Here is a 21873-nt window from a genome sequence, read left to right as displayed (position 1 = left end):
AGTCAGCGGCGACCGAGCCCCTGTACGCTCCCGACGGCGGCAGCCACGGCTTCCGCCGCTTGCTCCAGTTCCGCTGAAGTCACAGTGGAGTCGAAGCTGAAGCGGACAGCAGTGTGGGCCACCTCGGGCTCAATTCCCAAGGCCAGCAGGACCGGCGACGGGGCGTCGGATCCCGCGGCGCATGCCGATCCGCTCGAACAGACCACGCCAAGCCGCTCAAGCTCAAGCAGGACCGACTCTCCGCTGGTGCCCGGGAAGCAGAAGGACGCGACGGACGGCAAACGCTGCGACGGGTGGCCGGTCAGCACGGCACCGGGCACAGCCTCAAGGACAGCGCGGATGAAGGCATCCCGCAACTCCGAGACACGCCCGGCCAGTCCGGGCGGCTCGGCATGGGCGAGCGTCAGTGCCGTGGCCAGCGCAACAGCACCCGCCACGTTTTCGGTCCCGGAGCGCCTGCCCCGCTCCTGGCCGCCGCCATGGACCAGCGGTTCAAGGCGCAGCCTTCCCTTGGCATAGAGCACGCCGCTTCCCTTGGGCGCGCCGAGCTTGTGGCCCGAAATACTCAGGGCGTCTACTCCCAGTTCCTTGACGCCCAGCGGCAGCCAGCCCGCAGCCTGGACGGCGTCCGTATGGAATGGCACGCCATGTTCCGCGGCCACCTCCGCGAGTCGCCGCACGGGCTGCACCGTCCCGATCTCGTTGTTTGCATACATGATGCTGACGAGGGCCGTCTCCGGACGCAGGGCAGCCCGGAGCGCTTCAGCCGTCACAACACCGTGCCGGTCCACGGGGACCACGTCCACCTCAAACCCATGGACCCGTTGCAGGTAGAGCGCGGATTCCTCGACGGCGGGGTGCTCGATAGCGCTAATGACCACGCGATTCAGGGAAGGATCCGCCGCACGTCTGGCGAGGGAAATTCCTTTCACCGCCAGGTTGTCCGCCTCGGTGCCGCCGGAAGTGAAGGTGATCTCCCCCGGCCGGCAGCCAAGTGCCTTCGCGACCGCCGCGCGAGCCCCGGACAACGCGTTCGCAGCCGCTTCGCCGAGGCTGTGATGGCTTGAGGGATTGCCGAACTCCCCCGTCAAATACGGCCACATGGCTTCGAGGACTTCCCTGCGGACGGGTGTGGTCGCCGCGGCGTCGAGGAAGATCATCGCGTCAGCCGAGACCCAGGGTTGGGTCCTGTGCCACGTCGAGCGTCACGTCCAGGCCCAGATCCAGCGCGTTGACACTGTGCGTGAGTCCGCCGATGGAAATGACGTCGACTCCAGCGGCGGCGATGTCCGCCACAGTGTTGACGTTGACGTTGCCGCTCGCCTCGACGACGGCGCGGCCAGCCACCTGCTTCACACCGGCACGGAGCTCCTCGAGGGAAAAGTTATCCAGCATGATCGTGTCCACCCCGGCCGCGAGCACGGGTTCGATCTGCTCGGCGCGGTCCACCTCCACCTCGAAGTGCGTGGTGTGTCCCAGCTGGGCCTTGGCGGCCTTGAGCAGTGCGGTGAGCTTGGCGGAATCGCCCCCGGTCATCACTGCCAGGTGGTTGTCCTTGGCCAGAACGGCATCGGACAAGCTGTAGCGGTGGTTGGCTCCCCCGCCGCAGCGCACGGCGTAGCGTTCGAGCACCCGCAGCCCGGGGGTTGTTTTCCGCGTGTCGGTAATACGGGCCTTGGTGCCGTCGACCAGCTTGACGAACTCCGCGGTCTTGGTGGCAATGGCGCTCATGCGTTGGGCCAGGTTGAGCCCGACGCGTTCGGCCAGCAAGACCGAGCGGGCGCGACCGCTGACGCGCGCCAGGTGGGTTCCGGCGTCGAACGCTTCACCGTCGGCGAGCAACAGCTCCACTTCGGTGTCCGGGTCGACGAGCAGCATGGCGTCGCGGAACACCGTTCCGCCGCTGAAGACCCCCGGAACCCGGGCATTGAGCACGGCGGTGGCCCGGGCTTCGGCGGGAATGAGCAGCTGCGAGGTGATGTCGCCGCTCGGCGCGTCCTCCGCAAATGCCCGCTCCAGAATGTCCCGGACGGGTGCTGCGGGGAGGGTCAGGCTAGTCATTGACGAGGCTCGCTTTCCGGCGGATCGTGTATCTCTGTTGTGGTTCTTCGACGACGGTTTCACGCTGCAGTTCGGCCGTGTCACTCCGATAGTGCGCCCCCATCGATCCCCGCCGCGCCCCCGCAGCCCGCACCAACAACTGCGCAGCAAGAAGCAAATTGGCATCTTCATGCACCAAAGGATCCGCCGAATCAGCAACACCCTCAGGAACCACGACGTCGGCCCAAGCGTCGAGTGCCTCAGCAGCCTCCCGAAGCAACCCCCCGGTCCGAAGCACCCCGGCCTTGGCAGTCATCAGCCGACGAAGCGCGGTACGAGAGAAGGGCTCGGGGACCAACTCAGGCTGCCACGCGGTGAGCACCCCGGCCGGCTCGGTGGTTCCCGAAAGCGCCGTTGTTGCGTGGAGGTCCACGCCGGCCGTCGAGCTTGCGAGGCGATCGCCGGCGAGAGACCGGAGCGCAGGCGCCGAGGGAACTAGCGAGTCGGTCACCCCACCGCTCGACCGCCCCCAGCCAAGGAACCCCTCTACAGCCCGCCGTCCAAAGACAAGCCCTTCGAGCAGCGAGTTGCTGGCCAAGCGGTTGGCACCCTGGACCCCGGTGCACGCTACTTCTCCGGCAGCGAGCAATCCAGGCACAGAGGTCCGGCCGTGGAGGTCCGTGACCACCCCACCCATCCAGTAGTGGGCTGCAGGGGCAACCGGAACGGGCTCGAGGGTCCAGTCGACGCCGGCTTCGCGGGTCCGGGCGCTGATCGTCGGGAAGCGCTTCTCAAGGAAGCCCTCCCCCTTGTTCGCTTCCACGACCCGGGCGTCAAGGAAGACGTGGCCGTTGGGATCACCAAGTGAAGCCAAGTGGAGGGCGATGCTGCGGGAGACGACGTCGCGCGGCGCTAGTTCGGCGTCCGGGTGGTAGCCAGGCATGAATCGCTCGCCGTTCGCGTCCACCAGGATGGCGCCTTCGCCGCGGACCGCTTCGGAAATGAGGAGCGGATCGGCGCCGATGGGAGCTGGTCCTCCGGCAGCGGACAGGACCATGCTCGTGGGGTGGAACTGGAAGAACTCCAAGTCTGCGAGCTCGGCGCCTGCCCGCCATGCGAGCGCGAGTCCGTCAGCCGTTGCCACCGAGGGATTGGTGGTCTGGGCAAACAGTTGCCCCGCGCCACCGGTGGCGAGCAGCACGGCATCGCCGAATACGCTCTCGAGACGGCCGTTGCGCAGGAATTCAACGCCTGTCACCCGCCCCTCGGACTGGATCAGGGCGGTGGCCTGTGCATGTCCGAGCACCTGGATCTTACCGGCGTCTTGCGCGTCAAGGACCGCAAGGATCAGGGCCTTCGCGACCCCGGCGCCGGTGGCGTCTCCGCCGGCGTGCAGGATCCTCGGCGCAGAGTGGGCGGCTTCGAGCCCCAAGGCGGGATCGCCGTCGTCGTCCGCGTCGAAACGGACACCGAAACGCTCAAGCCCCACGATGTCGAGGCGCGCTTCGGTGCACAGCACACGCACAGCCTCCTCGTTGCAGTGGCCCGCGCCGGCTTTGAGGGTATCCGTGATGTGCGCGGCGACGGTATCGCCGGGGGCGGGCTCCTCCAGCACCGCCGAAATCCCGCCCTGGGCGAAGAAGGTGTTGCTGTCCGCCAGCGCCCCCTTGCTGAGCAGGACGACGTCCGCACCGGCCTCGGCGGCCAGGAGCGCGGAGTAGAGGCCGGCGATACCGCTTCCGACGACGACGAGTCGCCGCCGCGCCGGAGCGCCGGGAATGCGTTCTGCAGTCATGTCAGGCTCGATTCGACTGGTTGGTACGGGGTGCGGCCTAGAGCGGCCGTGCTGCAAGCATGCGTTCGAGGGCGATCTTGGCGTTGTCCTTGACGGAGTCGTCCACCGTGATGCGGTTGACCACACGGCCTTCCACCAGTTCCTCGAGTACCCAGGCAAGGTAGCCGGGGTGGATGCGGTACATCGTGGAGCAAGGGCAGATCACCGGGTCAAGGCAGAAGATGGTGTGCTGCGGGTTCTCCGCGGCCAAGCGGTTCACCATGTTGATCTCGGTGCCGATCGCGAAGGTGGTGGGTTCGCTTGCGGCGGCGATGGCCTTCTTGATGAAGTCGGTGGAGCCAGCGCCGTCTGCCGCGTCAACAACCTCCATGGGGCACTCAGGGTGCACAATGACGTTCACGCCCGGGAATTCGGCGCGGGCCTTCTCGATCTGGCCCACGTTGAAGCGCTTGTGGACGGAGCAGAAGCCGTGCCAGAGGATGACGCGGGAATCCAGCAGGGTCTGTTCGTCGTTTCCGCCGAGTTCCTTGCGCGGGTTCCACATTGGCATCTGCTCCAGTGCCACGCCGAGGGCCTTGGCTGTGTTGCGGCCCAGGTGCTGGTCAGGGAAGAAGAGCACCCGCTGGCCACGTTCGAATGCCCATTCGAGCACCGTCTTCGCATTGGAGGAAGTGCAGACGATACCGCCGTTGCGGCCACAGAAGGCCTTCAACGCGGCCGAGGAATTCATGTAGGTGACCGGGATGACCGGGGCACGGCCTTCGGAATCAGGGGTTGTCCCGAAGAGCTCTTCGAGCTGCTCCCAGCATTCCTCCACCGAGTCCTCGTCCGCCATGTCCGCCATGGAGCAGCCGGCGGCCAGGTTCGGCAAGACCACTGCCTGGTCCTCGCTGGACAGGATGTCCGCAGTCTCTGCCATGAAGTGCACACCGCAGAAGATGATGGCCTCGGCGTCGGGCTTGGTCAGGGCAGCGTTGGCGAGCTGGAAGGAGTCGCCCACGAAATCCGCGTACTGGACAACTTCGTCGCGCTGGTAGAAGTGGCCCAGGATGACAGCCCGGTCCCCCAGCGTCTCCTTGGCGGCGCGGATCCGGGCGTCGAGCTCGGCATCGCTGGCCAACTTGTACTCTTCGGGCAACTGGCCCTGGCGGGGCGTGGCCTTTGGAGCGTCGTCAGAGCTGGAAGCGCCGGGACCGTAAGCCGGGATGCCGGCGAGAGCTTCAGCGAGGTCGTACTCCCACGGACCCTCGGCCAGAGCGGGGCTGCACGTCGAGCCGGCAGCGGAACGGCCGCTTTCGGCTTCTTCCCGCGTGATCAGCTGGATAGCTGTGTTGACGCTGCTCATGGTGTACTCCTGTTGTCTGGCCCGAGTCCGGGCGTGCCGGTGAAGCGGTAGAGGCGGGGCGGGCGGTGTTTTCCGCCCTGGAGGTATTCACCGGTTTCCTCGATTTCCGGTGTTCCCTTGATTTGCCGGCGGAAGTTCGCCGGATCCAGCTGACGGTCCAGGACAGCCTCATAGACTTCGCGGACCTGTGCCAGGGTGAAGAATTCCCCCAGCAAGTGATAGGCGATGGACCCGTAGGCCATCTTGTTGCGCAGCCGCCACAAGGCGTAGTCCACGATCGCATTGTGGTCGAAGGCCAGTTCCGAGAGCCGGTCTGCCCGGAACCAACGGACGTTCTCGGATTCGTCGGCCAGGGCGGCTTCCGTGGGCTGCACCAAGGCCCAGTAGACAATCGAGACGACCCGCTGGGCAGGCGAGCGATGCAGGCCGCCGAAGGCATAGAGCTGCTCGAGGTATTGGGGCACCAGCCCCGTGGTTTCGCGCAGGTTCCGGGACGCGGCATCTTGGAGGGATTCGTCGTGCTGCAGCGGACCGCCGGGTAGCGCCCACATGTCCTTGAACGGTTCGCGGATGCGGCGCACCAACGGCAACCACAGCGTGGGGCGGCCGGAGCTTTCACTCGGGCGGAGGGCGAAGATCACCGTTGATATGGCCAACGACGGCGGTGCGAGCCTGCGCTCTGCGACATTGGCGGAGGTGGCGTACACGGTATTCACCCCGCTTCTTTGCTGTAGGGACCAGAAAGTTAGTTATAGTCAAAATGACTAGAACTAATGGTACGACTGTCAGCGGACAGTTTCCAAATGTTTCAGCCCGCATGCTCCTTGGCCGCAGCTTCAAGGAGCGGCAAAGTTCGGCCTTGGAAGTGGGTATTCAGCACTATCACCGACGACGAGCGGAGCACGGTCTTGGTGGCGATGAGCTTGTCCAGCACGCGTTGCAGGTCCGAGTTCGACTTACCCACTACCCGCACCATGAGATCCGAACTGCCGGAAACGGTATGGACTTCAATGAGCTCGGGAATAGCGGCCAGGGCTTCGACAACGGCGTCGTGGCCCAGATCTTGGTTGATGGTCAGCGAGCAGAAGGCGACCACGGGGTAGCCGAAGCCGGCAGGATCGGGCTGCGGAACCCAGGGAGCCACCACCCCGCGCTCGGCCATCCGGTCCAGCCGGGACTGGACCGTGGCGCGAGCGACCTTCAAGACCCTCGATGCCTCCAGAACGTATGCACGCGGGGAGTCCGTGAAAAATCGGACAATCTTGGCATCCAACTCGTCCACAACCATCAGTTTTTCCTACTTCCAACCATGAGCTATACAAATCGGCACTCCATGCCCAGATGTCGCGCCAGCTTGTAACCATCCTCTCACGAGTGTTTTTCGCCACTTCGCTTGGGGAAGCGGTAAATTCGATAAGTCCCACGAGGACCAGCTGACAAACCATCCACAAGAAGGCAAACACGAATGACAACGAAGTCCACCGCTGTTCGACCCGCCATTCCTTCGCCCGGCCTTGGCCACTCGATGAAGCCGCGCCAGCTCACCATGATGGGCCTGGGCAGCGCCATCGGCGCGGGACTCTTCCTCGGCTCGGGCGCCGGAATCCACGCGGCCGGCCCGGCAGTACTCATCTCCTACCTTGTGGCGGGCACCCTGATCATCCTGGTGATGTGGGCACTGGGCGAGATGGCAGCCGCCAACCCGAACAGCGGCGCATTCTCCGTCTACGCGGAAAAGGCCATGGGCAAGACGGCCGGATCCACCGTCGGCTGGCTTTGGTGGCTACAGCTGGTAGTGGTCATCGCCGCGGAGGCACTCGGCGCAGCAGGGCTGCTGTTCTCCGTCTGGCCGGTCATCCCGGTGTGGGCACTGGCCCTGGTGTTCATGGTGGCCTTTACCGCGATCAACCTCGCCGGGGTCCGGAACTTCGGTGAGTTCGAATTCTGGTTCGCCATCCTGAAGGTCGCAGCCATTGTCGCCTTCCTCGTCATCGGCGCAGCCTTGCTGTTCGGCTGGCTGCCCGGCGCAACTTCCCCCGGGCTCGGAAACCTCACGGGCAACTTTGCACCCTCCGGCTGGTCCGGAATCGCCGCGGCGCTCTTCGTAGTGATTTTCGCCTTCGGCGGCACCGAAATCGTTAGCGTGGCCGCGGCGGAAACGCAGAACCCCGTACACAGCGTCGGCAAAGCCATCCGCACGGTGGTGTGGCGCATCCTGGTTTTCTACATCGGTTCGGTCTTCGTCATTGCGGCAGTGCTGCCCTCCGACTCCGAAGGATTGAAGTCGCCTTTCGCCGGTGTCTTGAACCTTGCCGGGATCCCGGGAGCCGGCACGGCCATCACCCTCGTTGCCGTCGTGGCCCTGCTTTCCGCGCTCAACGCCAACCTCTACGGCGCCTCGCGCATGGTCTTCTCTTTGTCTGAGCGCGGCGAAGCGCCGGCTTTCCTGTCGCGGCTGCGCGGCGCCCAGGTGCCCATGGCCGCCGTCGGGGTTTCCGTTGCCTTCGGCTTCATCGCCACCATCCTGGAACTACTCTTCCCCGACCACGTGCTTCCGGCACTGCTCAACCTCGTAGGCTCCACCTGCCTCGTGGTCTGGGGAACGGCACTCGTGTCCCAGTTCATCCTGCGCCGCCGCGCCGATCGCGAAGGAACCGAGCTGCCGCTTCGCATGAAGGGTTTCCCCTTCCTCACCGTATTCGGACTAGCGCTGCTTGCCCTGATCTTCGTGGTGGGCTTCTCGAATGCCGAGAGCGCGGGCCAACTGATCGGCACGTTCCTGTTGATCGCGTGCATCGCCGTGGCCTGCCGGATCGGGGCAAAGGTCAAGTCCGCACGAAACGCCTAAGCAAACCCAACTGACTGGCAGTTGTTGTCGTTTTGACGCCTCATAACGACAACAACTGCGAGCTAGTTGGGAGGGGCGCCGGGTGCACAAACTGCTATGTGTTCCCACGGGATAGCTGGCAGTTCATGGCAGTTTGACTAGCCTCGAATAGGCGGATTGCCTACAATCCAAACAGTGACTACGGTCACGTCCATGGACTCACTTCTTCCCGCCGTGGCCGCAGCCGACGCCGCGCCCCTGTCCCCCGGACAACTCAGGGAGCTCTATTCCCTGATGGCTGCCGTTCGATACCTGGATACCTCGGCCGTCGCCTGGCAGCGCCAGGGAATCATCCCCGGCTACGCTCCGGAACTCGGCCAGGAAGCCGCCCAGGTCGGCAGCGCCTACGCCCTCGACACTGCACGCGACTTCGCCTTTCCGACGTACCGCGAGATGGGCGTCGCCAGGACAATGGGGGTGGACATGGTGGCGTACATGTCCACCCACAAGGCAACGTGGCACGGCGGTATGTACGATCCCCTGGCAAGCCGCCTCGCGCCCATCCAGGCCGTCGTGGCAGGATCGGTCCTTCATGCCGTTGGCTGGGCCCACGGCCAGACCCTGAGTGGTGGACAAGGAGTGGCCCTCAGCTACTTCGGCGACGGCGCTTCCTCCCAAGGCGATGTCCATGAGGCCATGAACTTTGCCGCCGTGATGAAAGCACCCGTTGTCTTCTTCATCCAGAACAACGGCTGGGCGATTTCCGTGCCCACCGAACGGCAGGTTGCCGGCGGCTCGGTGGCTGCACGTGCCGCCGGCTATGGAATCCCGGGCACTCAGGTGGACGGCAACGATGTGGTCGCTGTCCATGAGGCCACCCGCAACGCCTTCGCCCACTGCCGCGCAGGAAACGGTCCGGTTGTGGTCGAGGCCATGACCTACCGCCGCGGGCCGCATTCCACCGCCGACGATCCCGGCCGGTACCGGAGCCTCGACGACGAGCGCATCGACGCCGGCGAGGACCCCCTGGAACGCCTCCGCGAGCGCTTGCTGGCTGAAGGCGTCGCCGACGAGGCATTCTTCATGACCGCCAACCAGGCGGCCCGGGCAGAGGAAGAAGCGATCCGCACCGGAATCGAAGCCCTCGGCCCGAGGCCCGGCAACGAGATGTTCGATTTCGTCTTCCAGGAAACCACCCCCGCCCTTGAAAACCAGGCCACCCGTTGGCGCGAGGAGTCCGAACATGTCTGAGAGCACAACTGCCCTTCTTGAAGCCGGGGCACGAGACGAACAATCCGTAAAGCTTTCCATGCAGCAGGCACTCAACCGCGCTTTGGACGAGATCCTCTCCACCGATCCAAAAACGGTGGTCTTCGGCGAGGATTGCGGCCAATTGGGCGGAGTCTTCCGCATCACGGACGGACTGCAGGCCAAGCACGGAGAGTCGCGGGTCTTTGACACGCCGCTCGCAGAATCGGGCATCCTGGGCATGTCCGTGGGCCTGGCCATGGCCGGCTTCCACCCGATTCCAGAGGTACAGTTCGATGGCTTCGCGTATCCCGCCATCAACCAGATCGTGTGCCAGATCGCCCGGATGAACTACCGCAGCCGCGGCACCTTGCCGATGCCGATCACCCTCCGGGTCCCCAGCTTCGGCGGCATCCGCGCCCCCGAACACCACGGCGAAAGCCTCGAAGCACTCTTCGCGCACGTTCCGGGCCTCAAGGTTGTTTCGCCGTCGGACCCGCACGATGCCTATCACCTGCTCAAGTACGCGGCCTCGCGGCCGGACCCGGTGATCTTCATGGAACCGAAGTCCCGGTACTGGCAAAAGGGCGACGTCGACACATCCGACGCCGGGCCCCTTACCGGCGCCCGCATTGTCCGGCCAGGCCGCCACCTGACCCTCGTAGCCTGGGGTGCCATGGTGGCGCGATGCCTGCAGGTTGCGGAACTCGCGGCGGAGGACGGAATCGACGTCGAGGTCCTTGATCTGCGCTGGCTCAAGCCGATCGATGCCGAGGCACTCGCGACTTCCGTCGGAAAGACGCGGCGCGCCGTCGTCGTTCATGAAGCCCCGCTGACCTCCGGACTGGGGGCCGAAGTAGCCCAACTGATAACGCAAAGCTGCTTCGACACCCTGAAGGCACCCGTCGAGCGGGTCACCGGCTTCGACGTGCCGTATCCCTCCGGCGACCTGGAGGACGAATACATTCCGAACATTGACCGCATCCTCCTGGGGATCCAACGAGTACTGGAGTACCGACGTGGCTGAAATCAGCTTCCCCCTGCCCGATCTTGGCGAAGGCCTCATCGAGGCGACCGTGCTGGACTGGCTCGTCTCCCCCGGCGACCAGGTGGAACGGAACCAGCCGCTCGTGGAGCTGGAAACGAGTAAATCCGCCCTCGAGTTGCCGAGCCCGCAGGCGGGTAAAGTGATCCGTATCCACGGCGCGCCGGGCGAGACCATCAACGTCGGCGAGCCGCTGGTGGTGTTCGAAGTGCCGGACAATACTGCCGGCATCGTGGGCACCGTTCCGAAGGATGACGCACCGAAGCGCCGGGTCCGCCTGAGCGCTGTACTTGATGAGGACTGACACCATGAGCGGCAGGCACACCGGAGAGCACATCCACACTGTGGAAGGAACAGACCCGCATCTGTTCGTGGAAGTCCATGAGCCTGCCGAAGGCACCGACGCCAGGCTGCGTCCCGTCCTGCTGTTGCACGGCTTCTCCTCGTCCACCAAACTCAATTGGGGCGACACCGGCTGGATTTCCACCCTCAAGTCCGCCGGCCGGCGGGTCATCACGGTGGACCTTCCAGGGCACGGCCGGAGCAGTTCGCCGGAGGATCTGGACTCCTACTCCCCGAGCCGGATCCGCGCGGACCTGCTCCAGATAGTCGCCGACGCCGGTGCGCGCCCCGTGCGCGCCGGTGACCCTACCAGCGGACTCGACGTCATCGGCTATTCCTTGGGCTCCCGGCTCGCCTGGGAATTCGGGGCGACCCAGCCCGAACTCGTGCACCGGCTCGTGTTGGGCGGTCCGAACAAGGAAGACCCTCTGGCCTCCTTCGATCTCGTCGCCGCCCAGCACTACCTCGCGGACGGCACACCTATTGAAGACGAGTCCACCGCAGGGTTGCTCAAGATGGCACAGCTCTTGCCGAGCAACGATCTTTTTGCGCTCTTGTCGCTCATCGAGGCCATCAAGGGCGAACCATTCGATCCCGCCGAAGCCGTGCCCCACATGCCGATGCTCCTGGTGGCCGGTGATAAGGACGAACGCGCCGTCACCATGCCGGAGCTCGCTTCGATCGCCGCCCACGCCGGTGGCATGGTTGAACAGCTGCTCGTCCCGGGACGGAACCACAGCAACGCCGTGACCAGCCGGGTTTTCAAGGACGCTGCGGTGGCGTTCCTCGGCGTCTAATGGTGGCGGAGCGGCTGGCTTAGCCGGCCAGCCGCTCCGCATTGAGCGTCATGCGCTCCAGCACGCTGAGGGCCATGGCGTATTCGTCGATACCGATCCCCATCGAGAGGTCCTGGCGGGAGTCCTCAACGAGCCTTAGGGCTTCCGCACGTTTTGCGTGGCCCAGTTCGCTGAGACTGATGCGAGCGTCCACCATGATGATCATGCCGCGGCCTACCAGCGCGGCGAGTTCGCTTTCGCGACGCCGCGTGTCGCCGCCCCAAAAAGGGTTGAGTATTCCGTCAAGATCCTCGGGGCTAAGGGGTGTCTCGGCCAGGACATTGAGGGTCTGCCACTGCCTCCGGCTGAGTTTCAACCTCGCCAAGGTGCTGTCCAGATGCGCCTCCAATGCGGTATCCAGGCGTTTGATCCAGTAACCGATGGGCTTGTTCACATGGCCCATCGTGGCAGCGCAGAGCGGTCCCGGCAAGAAAGGTAGGCTTGATCCAGCGCTGGATGACGTGGAAGTGAGACGAATGGGCATGCGGTTCAAGGACCGTGCGGAAGCCGGACGCCGCGTGGCAGCAGGGCTTCCGCAGCTCCGGCAACGGCCGGACACCATCTTGCTGGGTCTCGCCCGTGGTGGGGTCCCCGTGGCGGCCGCTGCCGCCGTCGAGCTCTACCAGCCATTCGGCGCCATTCTGGTGCGCAAACTCGGCATTCCGGGGCGTGAAGAAACAGCGTTCGGCGCCCTTGCCTGGTCCAACGGCAGGATCGTCCGCATACTCAACCGGCCCCTCGCAGAACGCATGCTGCGGCACGGAATCACCCAGGCTTCGCTTGACGCGGTGGAGGTACGCGAGCGGGGAGAACTCCTGCGGCGCGTGAAGACCTACCCCGGTATCAGCTTCGATCTCTCGGGCAAGACCGTGGTTCTTGTCGACGACGGACTCGCGACCGGCGCAACCATGCGTGCCGCAGTCGAGGCCGTCCGCGCAGGCGGGGCGGCGACTGTGGTGACTGCGGTCCCAGTGTCATCCCTCGAAGCCCAAGCGTCCATCAGCCGGGTGTGCGATTTCATGATGTGCCTGCACACGCCGGGCAAGTTCCATGCCGTGGGCGCGTTCTACGAGCACTTCGAGCAATTGACCGACGACGACGCGGTGCGGCTTTTGGAACAGGCGGGGTAAGCTCGCTCCCAGCCGGTGCGTCGAGTCGATTCGGCTTGCAATTTTCGCCAAATCTTCACGTGGGGTTCAGGTTACCGCAGGCTTACAGGCATAAATTCGTAGTCAAGCAGGTCATTTGTTTGGTTCGGGCAGGAGAAGCCATGAGGGCCGCAGGTGTTCGCAACGGGGCGCGGTTACAGGCAACGCCTGGGCGGTATCGCCCGGGTCCGGGCCGCATACTGCTGATTGATTTCGGGCAGCAACTCTTGCTCTCGGTCTGTATGGATGGGCCGGTGCCGGGGCCGGAAGAATTCCTGTTGGGCTTGACCTGCGCCGATGTCTTTGGCGGAAGCGTCCGCTGCCTGGGCATCCGGTTCCGTGGCGGAAGCGCGCCGGGATCGTTCGACTTGCTGCATGCATCGCCTTCGGGGCGATTAAGCGCGTCGTTCGCACGTGTTGGCGTTTCAACGGATGCACCTATGTTGCACGGTGACACGGTTTCGGCGTTCTTCCCGCTCGGTGGGCTCAAAGAATCGGACGTCGCACGGATGTATCCGTTCACGGTACGTGACGGCAGACTGGCCGGCGGGAGCCCTGCTTTCGCCCGCCTCGGCGGATGAGAGACGACCACCATGCAGTTAACGGCGAGCCCCCAGGCGATCGAGGACTGACACGATTACGCTGTCGGCCGCTGATTGCTCATCACGATGTGGCTCGAGGGCGGAACCTGCGTAAACGGGAAGCCGCCGACGGCGTTTTGGCGACCGCTCGCCCCGACGGCACCATGAATGAGCTTGGCGAGTGATGGTGACGGGCCTACGCCGAATTCCTGCCTCAGCTCGGCGGAGTAGCTCTTGTAGGTGCGAATCGCGGATACGAGGTCACCGGTGGCAAGGTGTGCCTGGATCAGCAACCGGTAGGAGGACTCCCGGAATGGTTCCAGGGAGATCGCCACGGTAGTGGCGGCCTTGGTTTCCTCGGCGTTTCCATGGCTGAGGTGGTATGCGGCGATGGAGTCGAGGGCTGCTGTCCGCACTGCTCGGAAGCGTTCCTGTTCGGCCAGGATCCAGTCCTCGTACCATCCCGGAAGAAGCTCCGCTGTTCGAAGCCGTTCCCACCTCGGGTACCAATCGCTCAGTTCGGAGGCCGGGGCGTGAAGCTCGCGTTCAAGGTCGGTGATATCAACGAGTACCTGCTCACTGAGCGCCACGGAAACATCTGTGGTTCCGTCGGCGTCGAGCAGGCCGGGGAGCTCGTGATTGATGTGCCAGATGCTCACCCTGAGGCCGACCGCGGCCTGGGCATCGGAGGAGTCCGGCCAGAGAAGTCCAGAGAGGAACGTGCGCGGCCGCTCGCCGAACAGGGCCAGCGCGGTGAGAAGGCGTTGCTGCCGATGCGCTACCTTCTGCCGCCGGCCATCCCGGCTCAGTGTCCACCCATTGAGCAGGGTCAGGGACCACTGTGGATCTGGTGATGAAACCACGTCTCGTACCCCAATCGAACGTCGGATTCCTGGTGGGCAAAACGGTACGTTGTCAGAGACTAGCCAGCGTTGACTGACCCGGTCACGAGTGGCCACTACTTGAATCAAGGAACCCTGACGGATGTCCTACTTACTCGTTATCGATTCCTGCCCCGGCTGGCCTCGGAAGCCCTCGGCTGAAACGTTCACAACAAAAGCCGCGCCGCCTTGTAACGGTGCTGTAACGGGTTCGGTCCCATGCTCATGCCAACATGCACCTGACCTGGTGCATGTAACGGCGAGCGAAATCGAGGTGCGGTCATGAACGATCCAGGCCCACTTTCCCGGCGACTGTCCAAAAGAGGACGCCGTATGCTTCCCAGCTGGTGTTCCACATTCGTGCGGGTAGACGGACGGGGGTGAGAGCGGTGTCCATTGGACAGTTGGAGCCTGCCAGCGGCCGGACCCCTGTTGCTTCGGCCCCGGGGACTTCGCTCCCGGCGGCTTCGATCAGTGTGGTGATTCCCACTTTGAATGAGGCATTGAATCTGCCGTGGGTGCTCAGGCGGATGCCGTCGTACGTTGACGAAGTGATCGTCGTGGACGGTCGCTCGGAAGACCTCACCGTGGATGTAGCGCGCGCGCTTCGCTTCGACGTCGTCGTGGTGAACGAGCTGCATGCCGGCAAGGGCGCCGCCATGCGGGCAGGTTTCGCCGCGGCCACCGGGGACATCATCGTCATGCTCGACGCGGACGGCAGCATGGACCCGAGGGAGATCGGCTGGTTCGTTTCACCCCTGCAGCACGACCACGATTTCGTCAAGGGCTCCCGTTATGTCACCGGCGGCGGATCCGATGACTTGACGCGTTTGCGCAATCTAGGCAACCGTGCACTCACAGGGCTGGCGAACAGAGCCTTGCACTGTAACTTCTCGGACCTTTGTTACGGGTATATCGCTTTCCGCAGGGAATGCCTGGAAGTCCTTGAACTCAAGTCCGATGGTTTCGAAATCGAGACCGAACTGGTGTCGCGGGCGGCACGGGCGGGGCTTCGCATCGCTGAGGTGCCAAGCCATGAGCTGTCCCGCATTTCGGGCAATTCACACCTGCAGACCTTCCGCGACGGGTGGCGCGTCTTGCGCACGCTGACCCGTGAGTGCGTCGGATGGGACGCGCCGACGGCGGGAGTTCGGCCGGAGGCCCTTCGGCGGGTGAAGTACCGGTATCCGGACATGAGGTTTCCCCATGTTCCTACCGACCCGCAGACGGTCCTGACGATGCTGGCGGACGGCTAATGCCCGGCGGTGCCGGCTGGCCCACCGTCAGCGTCGTGATCTGTTGCTTCACCGAAGCCCGGTGGGAGTTGCTGCTCCGCGGGATCGCATCGGTTCAGTCCCAGACGTTCCGGCCGGAACAGTTTGTTGTCGTCGTTGACCACAACGAGGATCTGTACCGGCGATTAGGTCTGTACCGGCGGCTGACGGGTGCGCTGCTGGGGGTCGAAGTGGTGGAGAACTCGGGTCCTCGGGGCCTTTCCGGCGCTCGCAACACCGGGGTGGGAGCGGCAACCGGTGACGTCGTGGCCTTCCTCGACGATGACGCCGAAGCCGCCCCGGACTGGCTGGCGCGGCTCGTCCTGCTATATGACGATCCAGACGTGTTGGCGGTCGGGGGCCGGGTTGAACCCGTATGGGAATCAGGTCGGCCGGCGCACTTTCCTGAAGAGCTTGATTGGATTGTCGGGTGCACCTATAAAGGGTTGCCCAGAGTCGCGGCGCAAGTGCGTAACGTGATCGGCGCGAACATGTCCTTCCGCTGCGATGTCTTTGGGCGGGTCGGCGGATTCAATGCGTCCCTTGGCCGGCAAGGTGATCGTCCCCTTGGCTGCGAGGAGACCGAATTGTGCCTGAGGGCATCCATCGGTTCGCCCGGAACCCGCGTGGTTTACGAACCGGCAGCCGTGGTTCGCCACCATGTGCCGGCTACGCGCGGCACCCTGCGGTACATGTTGTCGAGGGCCTGGTCAGAGGGTGTTTCGAAGGCCCAGGTGACCCGGCTTCTCGGGCAGCGCGAAATCCTCGGACCGGAACGCCGATATGTTCGCCGTGTGCTGCCGCGCGCTGTCCTGGCCGGACTACGCTCCTACACGCACGACGGCGACGTGGGAGGTCTGGCCAGGGCGGGAGTGATCGTAGCAGTTCTGGGTGTCACCGCGATTGGCTATCTGCAGAGCCTATGGCAGTCGTCATCGTCTCCGGCGCGCGTATCCGGATCCGTCTTGTACCGGCTCATTCGCGACAACAGTGGAGGCAGGCCCAGTGATTAGCCAGCAGATCGCCACGTCCCCGGCAGTTGCCTTCGACGTCCACGGACGGGTCGCAATCAGGGTCGCTCAAGGGACGCCAGGTGAGGCGCAGCTACGTGACATGCTTGCTCCGTTCCTCGGCCCTTCGGCGTCAAACCTGCAGTTGAACATCAGCGGCGGCGTCACTCCGGTTCCCGCGCAATCCCATGCCGAAGACGCCTACCGGTATACGGACGATTCATTGTTCCTCCCGGAGGACCGGGTTCGGGTCACCCGCACGGAAAACGGGTTCATGGTTGAAGGGGCGGGCGAACTGCTGACGGCGGTCGTGCCGCTGTTGGACCACCTGTGCATCAGGCAGGATACTGCAATGGTTCACGCGGCGATGGTGAACTATCGGGGAGCGGGCATCCTGATGCCCGCATGGGGCGGCGTCGGGAAAACAAGTACGGTAGCGAAACTCTTAGCGATGCCGGGCGTCGGCTTCATGGCCGATGACTGGGGATTCATCACTGCGGAGGGGACGCTCCTGTCCTACGCAAAGCCGATGTTCATCAAGCCCCACCACCGGCCGATCTATCCGGACCTGTTCCAAGGACTCCGCAAGCCGCTCGCGCCGGGCTGGCTAACTTCGACGATCAGCAGCGTGGCCACCGCTGTACACCCTGTCATCGTCCGCTATCCACGCACGGCCGCGTTCACGCGGCGGTGGTCACCCGAGCACAGAATGGTCCATCCGGTAGACGTATTCGGCCCAGGGAAAATCGTTCCCGAGGCGCCTGCCCGGATCGCCGTCTTCCTCGAACGCTTCGACGGAGCGGAGGCCCGGTTGGAGCGCCGGACAGAAGCCTGGATGGCTGCGCGCATTGTGGGCAACTTTCATTCGGAATTGCCTTTGGTGTCGCGGCGACTCATCGAGGCCCTCGGGGCCACGGGCCTCGTGTCATTAGGCGAGCATTTCTCCGCAAAAACCTCCGTCATCACCCGTGCGTTGGGTGATGTTCCGTGCTTCGTGCTGCGCCTTCCCGCGACGTGGTCCGCCGACCGGACCTCGGACTATGTCGCAGGCACCGTCACCTCCATGGTGGACGGCCGGCCGTGAGCAGGAAGGCGGACGCCGGCAGCGTCCTGGACGTGTCTGTCGTCATCCCGGCCCGCAACGCCGCCAACTGGCTCGGCGAATGCCTGAAGTCCGTCTTTGACCAGAACCCCCGCGAGGTGATCGTCATAGACGGATGTTCGCACGACTCCACCGTGCAGATCGCCCGTTCCTACGGGGCACGCGTCATCTCCGACAGGGGGCGCGGACTGCCGGCGGCGCGCATGCTCGGTGCCCGAGCCGCGCACGCCGATCTAGTCGCGCTCATCGATGCCGACGTCATCGTGCCTCCAGGCGTTCTGGAGAAGCTGATGACGGAGTTCCAAGAAGGCGGCTTCGATGGTTTGCAGTTTGGACTAGTGAGCGAGCCCGACGGCGCCGGCTACTGGGGAGCCGCCCTTGCCTGGCACCATAACCACAGCCGGGTCCGCTCCTGGTTCGGCGTCAGTGCCACCCTGATGCGCCGAAGTGTGCTCCTCGACGCCGGGTTCGATGAAAGCTTCCGGTCGGGCGAAGATATCGAGCTCCGGATCCGGCTCGAGGAGGCCGGATGTCGCCTCGGGGTCTCTCCCACGACCTTCGTCAGGCACCGGTTCGCTGACAGCTTCGAGTACGCCCGCGACCAGTGGCTTCAGGACGGGGCCGGTTTGGCGCGCACGATGCACAAGCACCCCCGCCGCGCCGGCTGGCTGGTATTCCTGCCTTTACTTGCTACGGCTCGTGGCGTCCTGCTCTCCCTGGCCACCGCCCCCCGTTACCTGCCCTACTGGGCTGGCTTCGTCCTCTACAACTACGGGGCTTTCGGCAGCACCTTGCTTCGACTTCCCAGGCAGGGACTATCCCTCGGCGGGAACGCCATGTGGCTCGCGGCGGCCCGTATCGCCCCCATGGCTGCCGGTCTGCTGTTCTGGGCCCTTGCGGCCGTCGTGATTCCTGCCGACCATCTGGGGTTGGCCTCTGCTGTGGTCTCCGCAACAATGCTGACGGTGCAGCTGGGAATGCTCGGCGTCGGCCCAGCGACCCTTTCCGTACTGCCCGCCCAGGCTGACCGGGGCCGGACCCTGATACCGGCAAGCGTCGCAGCCGTAAGCTTTTCGTCGCTCGTCATGGCCACCGGCTTACTCGTCGTGACCTCTTTCCAGGGATCCGGCGTCGGGACTGCTTGGACGAATCCGGTCATGAGCGCCGCCTTTTTCGCCGCAGCACTCCTCGCCGCCGTCGCCTACCAGTTCGACCACATCGCCGTCGCCCAGGCCCGGGCAGATCGTGCATTGACGCGCAGTCTCGTGCAGGCCTTGTTCCAGCTCGCCACCCTCGCCGTTTGCCTTCTTACCGGCTACCGGGATCCGGCCGCGATCGTCGTTGCCGTGGCCACGGGTGCCTTGGCGAGCGTGCTCCTCGGCCTGGACCAGCTCAGACGCACCGATACGGCTCCGGAGTGGACGCAGGTGAATTGGCGCGAAGTGATGAAAGTCTGGGGTCCAGGCCTCCGCCAGCACGCACTCATGCTTGCCGACCGCGCGCCGGGCTACGTCCTTCCGCTAGTCGTGGCAGCGGCCCTGAACACCTCGGCTGCGGCGGCTTGGTACGTCGTCTGGATGCTTGCTTCAGCGATCTTTTTCGTGCCCCAATCGGCGGGCTACTCACTTCAGACCGCTATCGCGGCGGACACCTCCGACCCTCGCGCTTCTTCACGCCCAGGCTTGGTTCGGAAGGCCCTGCAGATGAGTCTCTTCCTCACCGCGCTTGCCGGGGTGCTGCTGCTGGCGGCCGGCTCACTGCTGCTGCCGTTGTTGGGGTCCAGCTACGCGTCGGCGTGGGTGCTGTTACCTTTCCTGGTCCCGGCCCTGATGCTCACTTGCGTCACACAGGTCTACTACGGGGTGTGCCGTTCCACCGGACGTTTGGCTGAATCCACGATGGTCGCGATTGCGGCGTGCGTCCTCGCGGTGGCACCAGCTCCCGCGGTCGCCCAACACTATGGGCTCACCGGAGTTTCCGTGCTCTGGCTGGTCGCCCAAATGGGCGCAGCCGTGGTCGCTGGCGGCCGGCTGCACCGTTTCTCACGGGACCACAGCCCCGCCCGGGCCGGACAGAATATCGAGCGCACGTCCGGGTCACGTGCGCACGGAGTACCGGCGCCGTGATGGTCGTACAAACCCCTTGGAGTGTCTCCACCACCCGCTTGCACCGATCCGACGTCGGCATTCTCCCCGTCGTCACCGGCCCGAAGCGTCCCCGTCCAGCCCAGCATCGGGCCGACCGGGGTGACCCGCGGGTTCCGGGCGCCCTTGCGTTGATGGCGGCGAGCGCCCTGGTCCTGGGGGTGTGGGCGCTCAAAACCGTGAACGCGCAGGACATTGGCGGGGCCGGCCTGATCCAAGTCCTGCCCTTCACCTATTTTTTTGCCCTGGGCCTGAGCCTGGCCGGTTTTGTCGGTTCACTCGGCCTCAAGGTTCTTCGCCCGTGGTTGCTCGTCGTTCAGCTTCTGGTTTTGATCGTCATTCTGCACGGGGCCGATCCGATCATTCACGGATTGCCCCGATTGGAAGCCAGCTACCGCCACTTGGGCATCACCGACTACATCACGCAGTCCGGAGGCCTGGACCGGAAGCTGGACGCATATTTCAACTGGCCCGGGTTCTTCGGACTACTGGCGATGCTCTCGAATTCCACCGGAGTCCACGATCTGACATGGGCTGCTACTTGGGCGCCGGTCGGCGTCAACGTCCTGCTCATGCCCGCGTTGCTGGCTCTGGCCCTGCGCCTTAGCTCCAGCCCAAGGCAAGCGTGGGCCGGCGTGTGGATGTTCTATCTGGCCAGCTGGGTGGGGCAGGATTACCTTTCCCCACAGGCCTGCGCCTTGCTGCTGCTGCTGACCCTGATCGCCTGTGTTCTGACAGTATTCCCCGGGTGGCCGTGGAAGCCGGCGGGCAAACTCGCTAGTCGGCTCAGGAATCTCGTGCGTCGGCTCGAACCCGGGAAGCCGGCGCCGATTCCAGCCGAACTGCCGCGGTCAGCCTTCATCATATTGGCCGCGGTGTGCGTGGTGCTCTTGGCTGGGATGACGGTCGCCCATCAACTCACACCTTTCGCAGCTATTCCTATCCTGGCGCTGCTCGCCCTGAGCGGAAGGTGCCGGCTGCGGTTCCTGCCGGTCCTGGCGTTGCTGCTTCCGGTCTGCTGGCTGGTCCTGGCCGCCACCCCTTTCCTCCTCGGCCACCTGCACACTCTGTTCGGGTCCATCGGCAACATCAACGCCGCCGCCTCTGCCTCGTTGCTCAACAGGGTGGGCGGTAGTCCGGCCCATCAGTTCATTGTCTACTCCCGGCTCGCGGAGGGCGCCGGGGTCTGGGTCCTCGCGGGACTAGGTAGCTTCCGGGGACGACGGCTACGGACGCGGTGGCTAGCCGCTGCGTTGGGGACCGTGGCACCATTCGTCATGTTCCCGCTCCAGTCGTACGGCGGTGAGCTCCTGCTCCGGATATACCTTTTCAGCCTGCCGTTCGCCGCCATCCTCGTCGTGCTTCCACTACTTCCCCGTGGCCCCAGTCCGCCCGGCTTGCGCCAGATGGCCGCGCTCATGCTGCTCGGATCAGTCATCGCCACGGCCACAGTCGCCACCCGGTATGGCAATGACGCCATCGAGAATTTCACTCCTGACGAGATCGCCCTGGTCAACCAGCTTTACACCACCGCGCCCCACGGCTCGGTCCTCATCGAGGCAGTCCACGACACGGCCTGGCGGTATGAGCACTACGCCGGATACCGGTACCAGACCCTCCTCCAATCGGAGCCGGCACGCCCTGGCGACCCCCAACCCGGCTGCGCATCGATAACCCAGCTCGTCCCATCCACAGGTGCTTACTTGATAGTCACTGCAAGCCAGGTCACCGCCGCGGACGTTCTCAACACGGGGCCGAGCGAAGGCTTGCAACACTTGATCGACAGGTGCGCCCTCCAAGGGGGCTGGTCAATGGAGTACCGCAATGCCGGCGGAGTGATCTACCACCTGCAAGGAGCACCGAATGGCATCTAAGCGCAGGAGCGTCGCTACCATCGGCGCCGTCGTGGCCGTTGTGGCACTGGCTTCGATTCCATTGTCCTTCACGGGCCCGGAGGAACTGCGCCTTGCGGTCATAGGACCGTTCCTTCTCGCCGGCCCCGGAACGGCCCTCATCCTGCTCCTGAAACCCCCTCGAATCCGAAAAGGTGCCGGATTCGAGGTACTCCCGTTGGCAGTGGCAATTGCGGTGAGCTTCAGCATTGGCTCGGCTATCCTGCTCTCAACGGCGATGCTTTACGCCGGTTTCTGGCATCCATCGGCGGCTGTGTCCCTCCTGGCCGTACTCACTCTGGGCCTCCTCGCCGCCGTGGACCGCCGGTCCCGGCGAAAGGAAACGGCGCCGTAACGAAGGGG

Annotated in this window: 22 protein-coding genes; 13 read left to right on the top strand and 9 right to left on the bottom strand. The window is 64.7% G+C overall.

Annotated features, from left to right (window positions below):
* Positions 1 to 2: 2 nt before the first annotated feature.
* The 6 genes from NFJ07_RS03680 to NFJ07_RS03655 all read right to left on the bottom strand — a co-directional run bounded on the left by NFJ07_RS03680 (position 3) and on the right by NFJ07_RS03655 (position 6468).
* Entirely contained in the window at positions 3 to 1160 is a 1158-nt protein-coding gene (locus NFJ07_RS03680; protein ID WP_269992572.1) for a cysteine desulfurase family protein, read from the bottom strand.
* A 4-nt stretch (positions 1161 to 1164) separates the two neighbouring features.
* On the bottom strand, positions 1165 to 2061 hold the full coding sequence (nadC, locus tag NFJ07_RS03675) for a carboxylating nicotinate-nucleotide diphosphorylase (protein ID WP_269992571.1): 897 nt from the start codon (positions 2059 to 2061) through the stop codon (positions 1165 to 1167).
* Positions 2054 to 3835 carry an L-aspartate oxidase gene (nadB, locus tag NFJ07_RS03670; protein WP_269992570.1) on the bottom strand — a complete coding sequence of 594 codons (1782 nt, stop codon included), beginning with the start codon at positions 3833 to 3835 and terminating at the stop codon, positions 2054 to 2056. Before nadB ends, nadC begins: the two co-directional genes overlap by 8 nt.
* Positions 3836 to 3872: 37 nt before the next feature.
* The gene (gene nadA / locus NFJ07_RS03665; protein WP_269992569.1) at positions 3873 to 5180 is read right to left on the bottom strand and encodes a quinolinate synthase NadA; all 1308 of its coding nucleotides are present in this window, start codon (positions 5178 to 5180) and stop codon (positions 3873 to 3875) included.
* Positions 5177 to 5887, bottom strand: coding sequence for an NUDIX hydrolase (locus NFJ07_RS03660; RefSeq protein WP_269992680.1), 711 nt, complete (start codon positions 5885 to 5887; stop codon positions 5177 to 5179). Before NFJ07_RS03660 ends, nadA begins: the two co-directional genes overlap by 4 nt.
* Positions 5888 to 5988: 101 nt before the next feature.
* The gene (locus NFJ07_RS03655; protein ID WP_269992567.1) at positions 5989 to 6468 is read right to left on the bottom strand and encodes an Lrp/AsnC family transcriptional regulator; all 480 of its coding nucleotides are present in this window, start codon (positions 6466 to 6468) and stop codon (positions 5989 to 5991) included.
* 177 nt (positions 6469 to 6645) lie between these two features.
* Between NFJ07_RS03655 and NFJ07_RS03650 the strand changes: the two genes are divergently transcribed.
* The 5 genes from NFJ07_RS03650 (at position 6646) to NFJ07_RS03630 (ending at position 11439) form a co-directional block, all read left to right on the top strand.
* Positions 6646 to 8028: an amino acid permease gene (locus NFJ07_RS03650; protein WP_269992566.1), complete on the top strand. Its 1383-nt coding sequence runs from the start codon at positions 6646 to 6648 to the stop codon at positions 8026 to 8028.
* A 192-nt stretch (positions 8029 to 8220) separates the two neighbouring features.
* Positions 8221 to 9258, top strand: a complete 1038-nt coding sequence (locus NFJ07_RS03645) for a thiamine pyrophosphate-dependent enzyme (protein ID WP_269992679.1) — start codon at positions 8221 to 8223, stop codon at positions 9256 to 9258.
* Entirely contained in the window at positions 9251 to 10282 is a 1032-nt protein-coding gene (locus NFJ07_RS03640; protein WP_269992564.1) for an alpha-ketoacid dehydrogenase subunit beta, read from the top strand. The genes NFJ07_RS03645 and NFJ07_RS03640 overlap by 8 nt, the downstream gene beginning before the upstream one ends.
* The gene (locus tag NFJ07_RS03635) at positions 10275 to 10604 is read left to right on the top strand and encodes a biotin/lipoyl-containing protein (RefSeq protein WP_234747729.1); all 330 of its coding nucleotides are present in this window, start codon (positions 10275 to 10277) and stop codon (positions 10602 to 10604) included. The genes NFJ07_RS03640 and NFJ07_RS03635 overlap by 8 nt, the downstream gene beginning before the upstream one ends.
* A 4-nt stretch (positions 10605 to 10608) precedes the next feature.
* Positions 10609 to 11439, top strand: coding sequence for an alpha/beta fold hydrolase (locus tag NFJ07_RS03630; RefSeq protein WP_269992562.1), 831 nt, complete (start codon positions 10609 to 10611; stop codon positions 11437 to 11439).
* A 19-nt stretch (positions 11440 to 11458) separates the two neighbouring features.
* Here the strand turns inward: NFJ07_RS03630 and NFJ07_RS03625 are convergent, their stop codons facing one another.
* Complete coding sequence (locus tag NFJ07_RS03625; protein WP_269992561.1) at positions 11459 to 11872, bottom strand: MarR family transcriptional regulator; 414 nt, start codon at positions 11870 to 11872, stop codon at positions 11459 to 11461.
* Positions 11873 to 11954: 82 nt separating this feature from the next.
* Between NFJ07_RS03625 and NFJ07_RS03620 the strand changes: the two genes are divergently transcribed.
* Entirely contained in the window at positions 11955 to 12608 is a 654-nt protein-coding gene (locus NFJ07_RS03620; protein WP_269992559.1) for a phosphoribosyltransferase, read from the top strand.
* Positions 12609 to 12781: 173 nt separating this feature from the next.
* Here NFJ07_RS03620 and NFJ07_RS03615 read toward each other — a convergent pair whose 3' ends face one another.
* Positions 12782 to 13003, bottom strand: coding sequence for a hypothetical protein (locus tag NFJ07_RS03615; RefSeq protein ID WP_269992558.1), 222 nt, complete (start codon positions 13001 to 13003; stop codon positions 12782 to 12784).
* Positions 13004 to 13066: 63 nt separating this feature from the next.
* Between NFJ07_RS03615 and NFJ07_RS03610 the strand changes: the two genes are divergently transcribed.
* A complete protein-coding gene (locus tag NFJ07_RS03610; protein ID WP_269992557.1) occupies positions 13067 to 13207 on the top strand; it encodes a hypothetical protein in 141 nt (46 codons plus the stop codon).
* A 56-nt stretch (positions 13208 to 13263) separates the two neighbouring features.
* Here NFJ07_RS03610 and NFJ07_RS03605 read toward each other — a convergent pair whose 3' ends face one another.
* Positions 13264 to 14070, bottom strand: a complete 807-nt coding sequence (locus tag NFJ07_RS03605; protein ID WP_269992555.1) for an AfsR/SARP family transcriptional regulator — start codon at positions 14068 to 14070, stop codon at positions 13264 to 13266.
* A gap of 407 nt (positions 14071 to 14477) precedes the next feature.
* Here NFJ07_RS03605 and NFJ07_RS03600 point away from each other — a divergent pair, with 407 nt between their 5' ends.
* From NFJ07_RS03600 to NFJ07_RS03575, 6 genes are read left to right on the top strand one after another with little or no spacing between them, the layout of a single operon-like run.
* Positions 14478 to 15344: a glycosyltransferase family 2 protein gene (locus tag NFJ07_RS03600; RefSeq protein WP_269992554.1), complete on the top strand. Its 867-nt coding sequence runs from the start codon at positions 14478 to 14480 to the stop codon at positions 15342 to 15344.
* Positions 15344 to 16375, top strand: a complete 1032-nt coding sequence (locus NFJ07_RS03595; RefSeq protein WP_269992553.1) for a glycosyltransferase family 2 protein — start codon at positions 15344 to 15346, stop codon at positions 16373 to 16375. The genes NFJ07_RS03600 and NFJ07_RS03595 overlap by 1 nt, the downstream gene beginning before the upstream one ends.
* Positions 16368 to 17456, top strand: a complete 1089-nt coding sequence (locus NFJ07_RS03590; RefSeq protein ID WP_269992552.1) for a hypothetical protein — start codon at positions 16368 to 16370, stop codon at positions 17454 to 17456. Before NFJ07_RS03595 ends, NFJ07_RS03590 begins: the two co-directional genes overlap by 8 nt.
* Complete coding sequence (locus NFJ07_RS03585; RefSeq protein WP_269992551.1) at positions 17453 to 19600, top strand: glycosyltransferase; 2148 nt, start codon at positions 17453 to 17455, stop codon at positions 19598 to 19600. Before NFJ07_RS03590 ends, NFJ07_RS03585 begins: the two co-directional genes overlap by 4 nt.
* On the top strand, positions 19600 to 21492 hold the full coding sequence (locus NFJ07_RS03580; protein ID WP_269992677.1) for a hypothetical protein: 1893 nt from the start codon (positions 19600 to 19602) through the stop codon (positions 21490 to 21492). The genes NFJ07_RS03585 and NFJ07_RS03580 overlap by 1 nt, the downstream gene beginning before the upstream one ends.
* Positions 21482 to 21865, top strand: a complete 384-nt coding sequence (locus NFJ07_RS03575; RefSeq protein WP_269992550.1) for a hypothetical protein — start codon at positions 21482 to 21484, stop codon at positions 21863 to 21865. Before NFJ07_RS03580 ends, NFJ07_RS03575 begins: the two co-directional genes overlap by 11 nt.
* Positions 21866 to 21873 lie beyond the last annotated feature (8 nt).

Source organism: Arthrobacter sp. B2a2-09 (assembly GCF_027587375.1).
Classification (GTDB): Bacteria; Actinomycetota; Actinomycetes; order Actinomycetales; family Micrococcaceae; genus Arthrobacter.
Note: the sequence above shows the minus strand (reverse complement) of the source record. Positions and strands in the feature narration are given on the sequence as shown.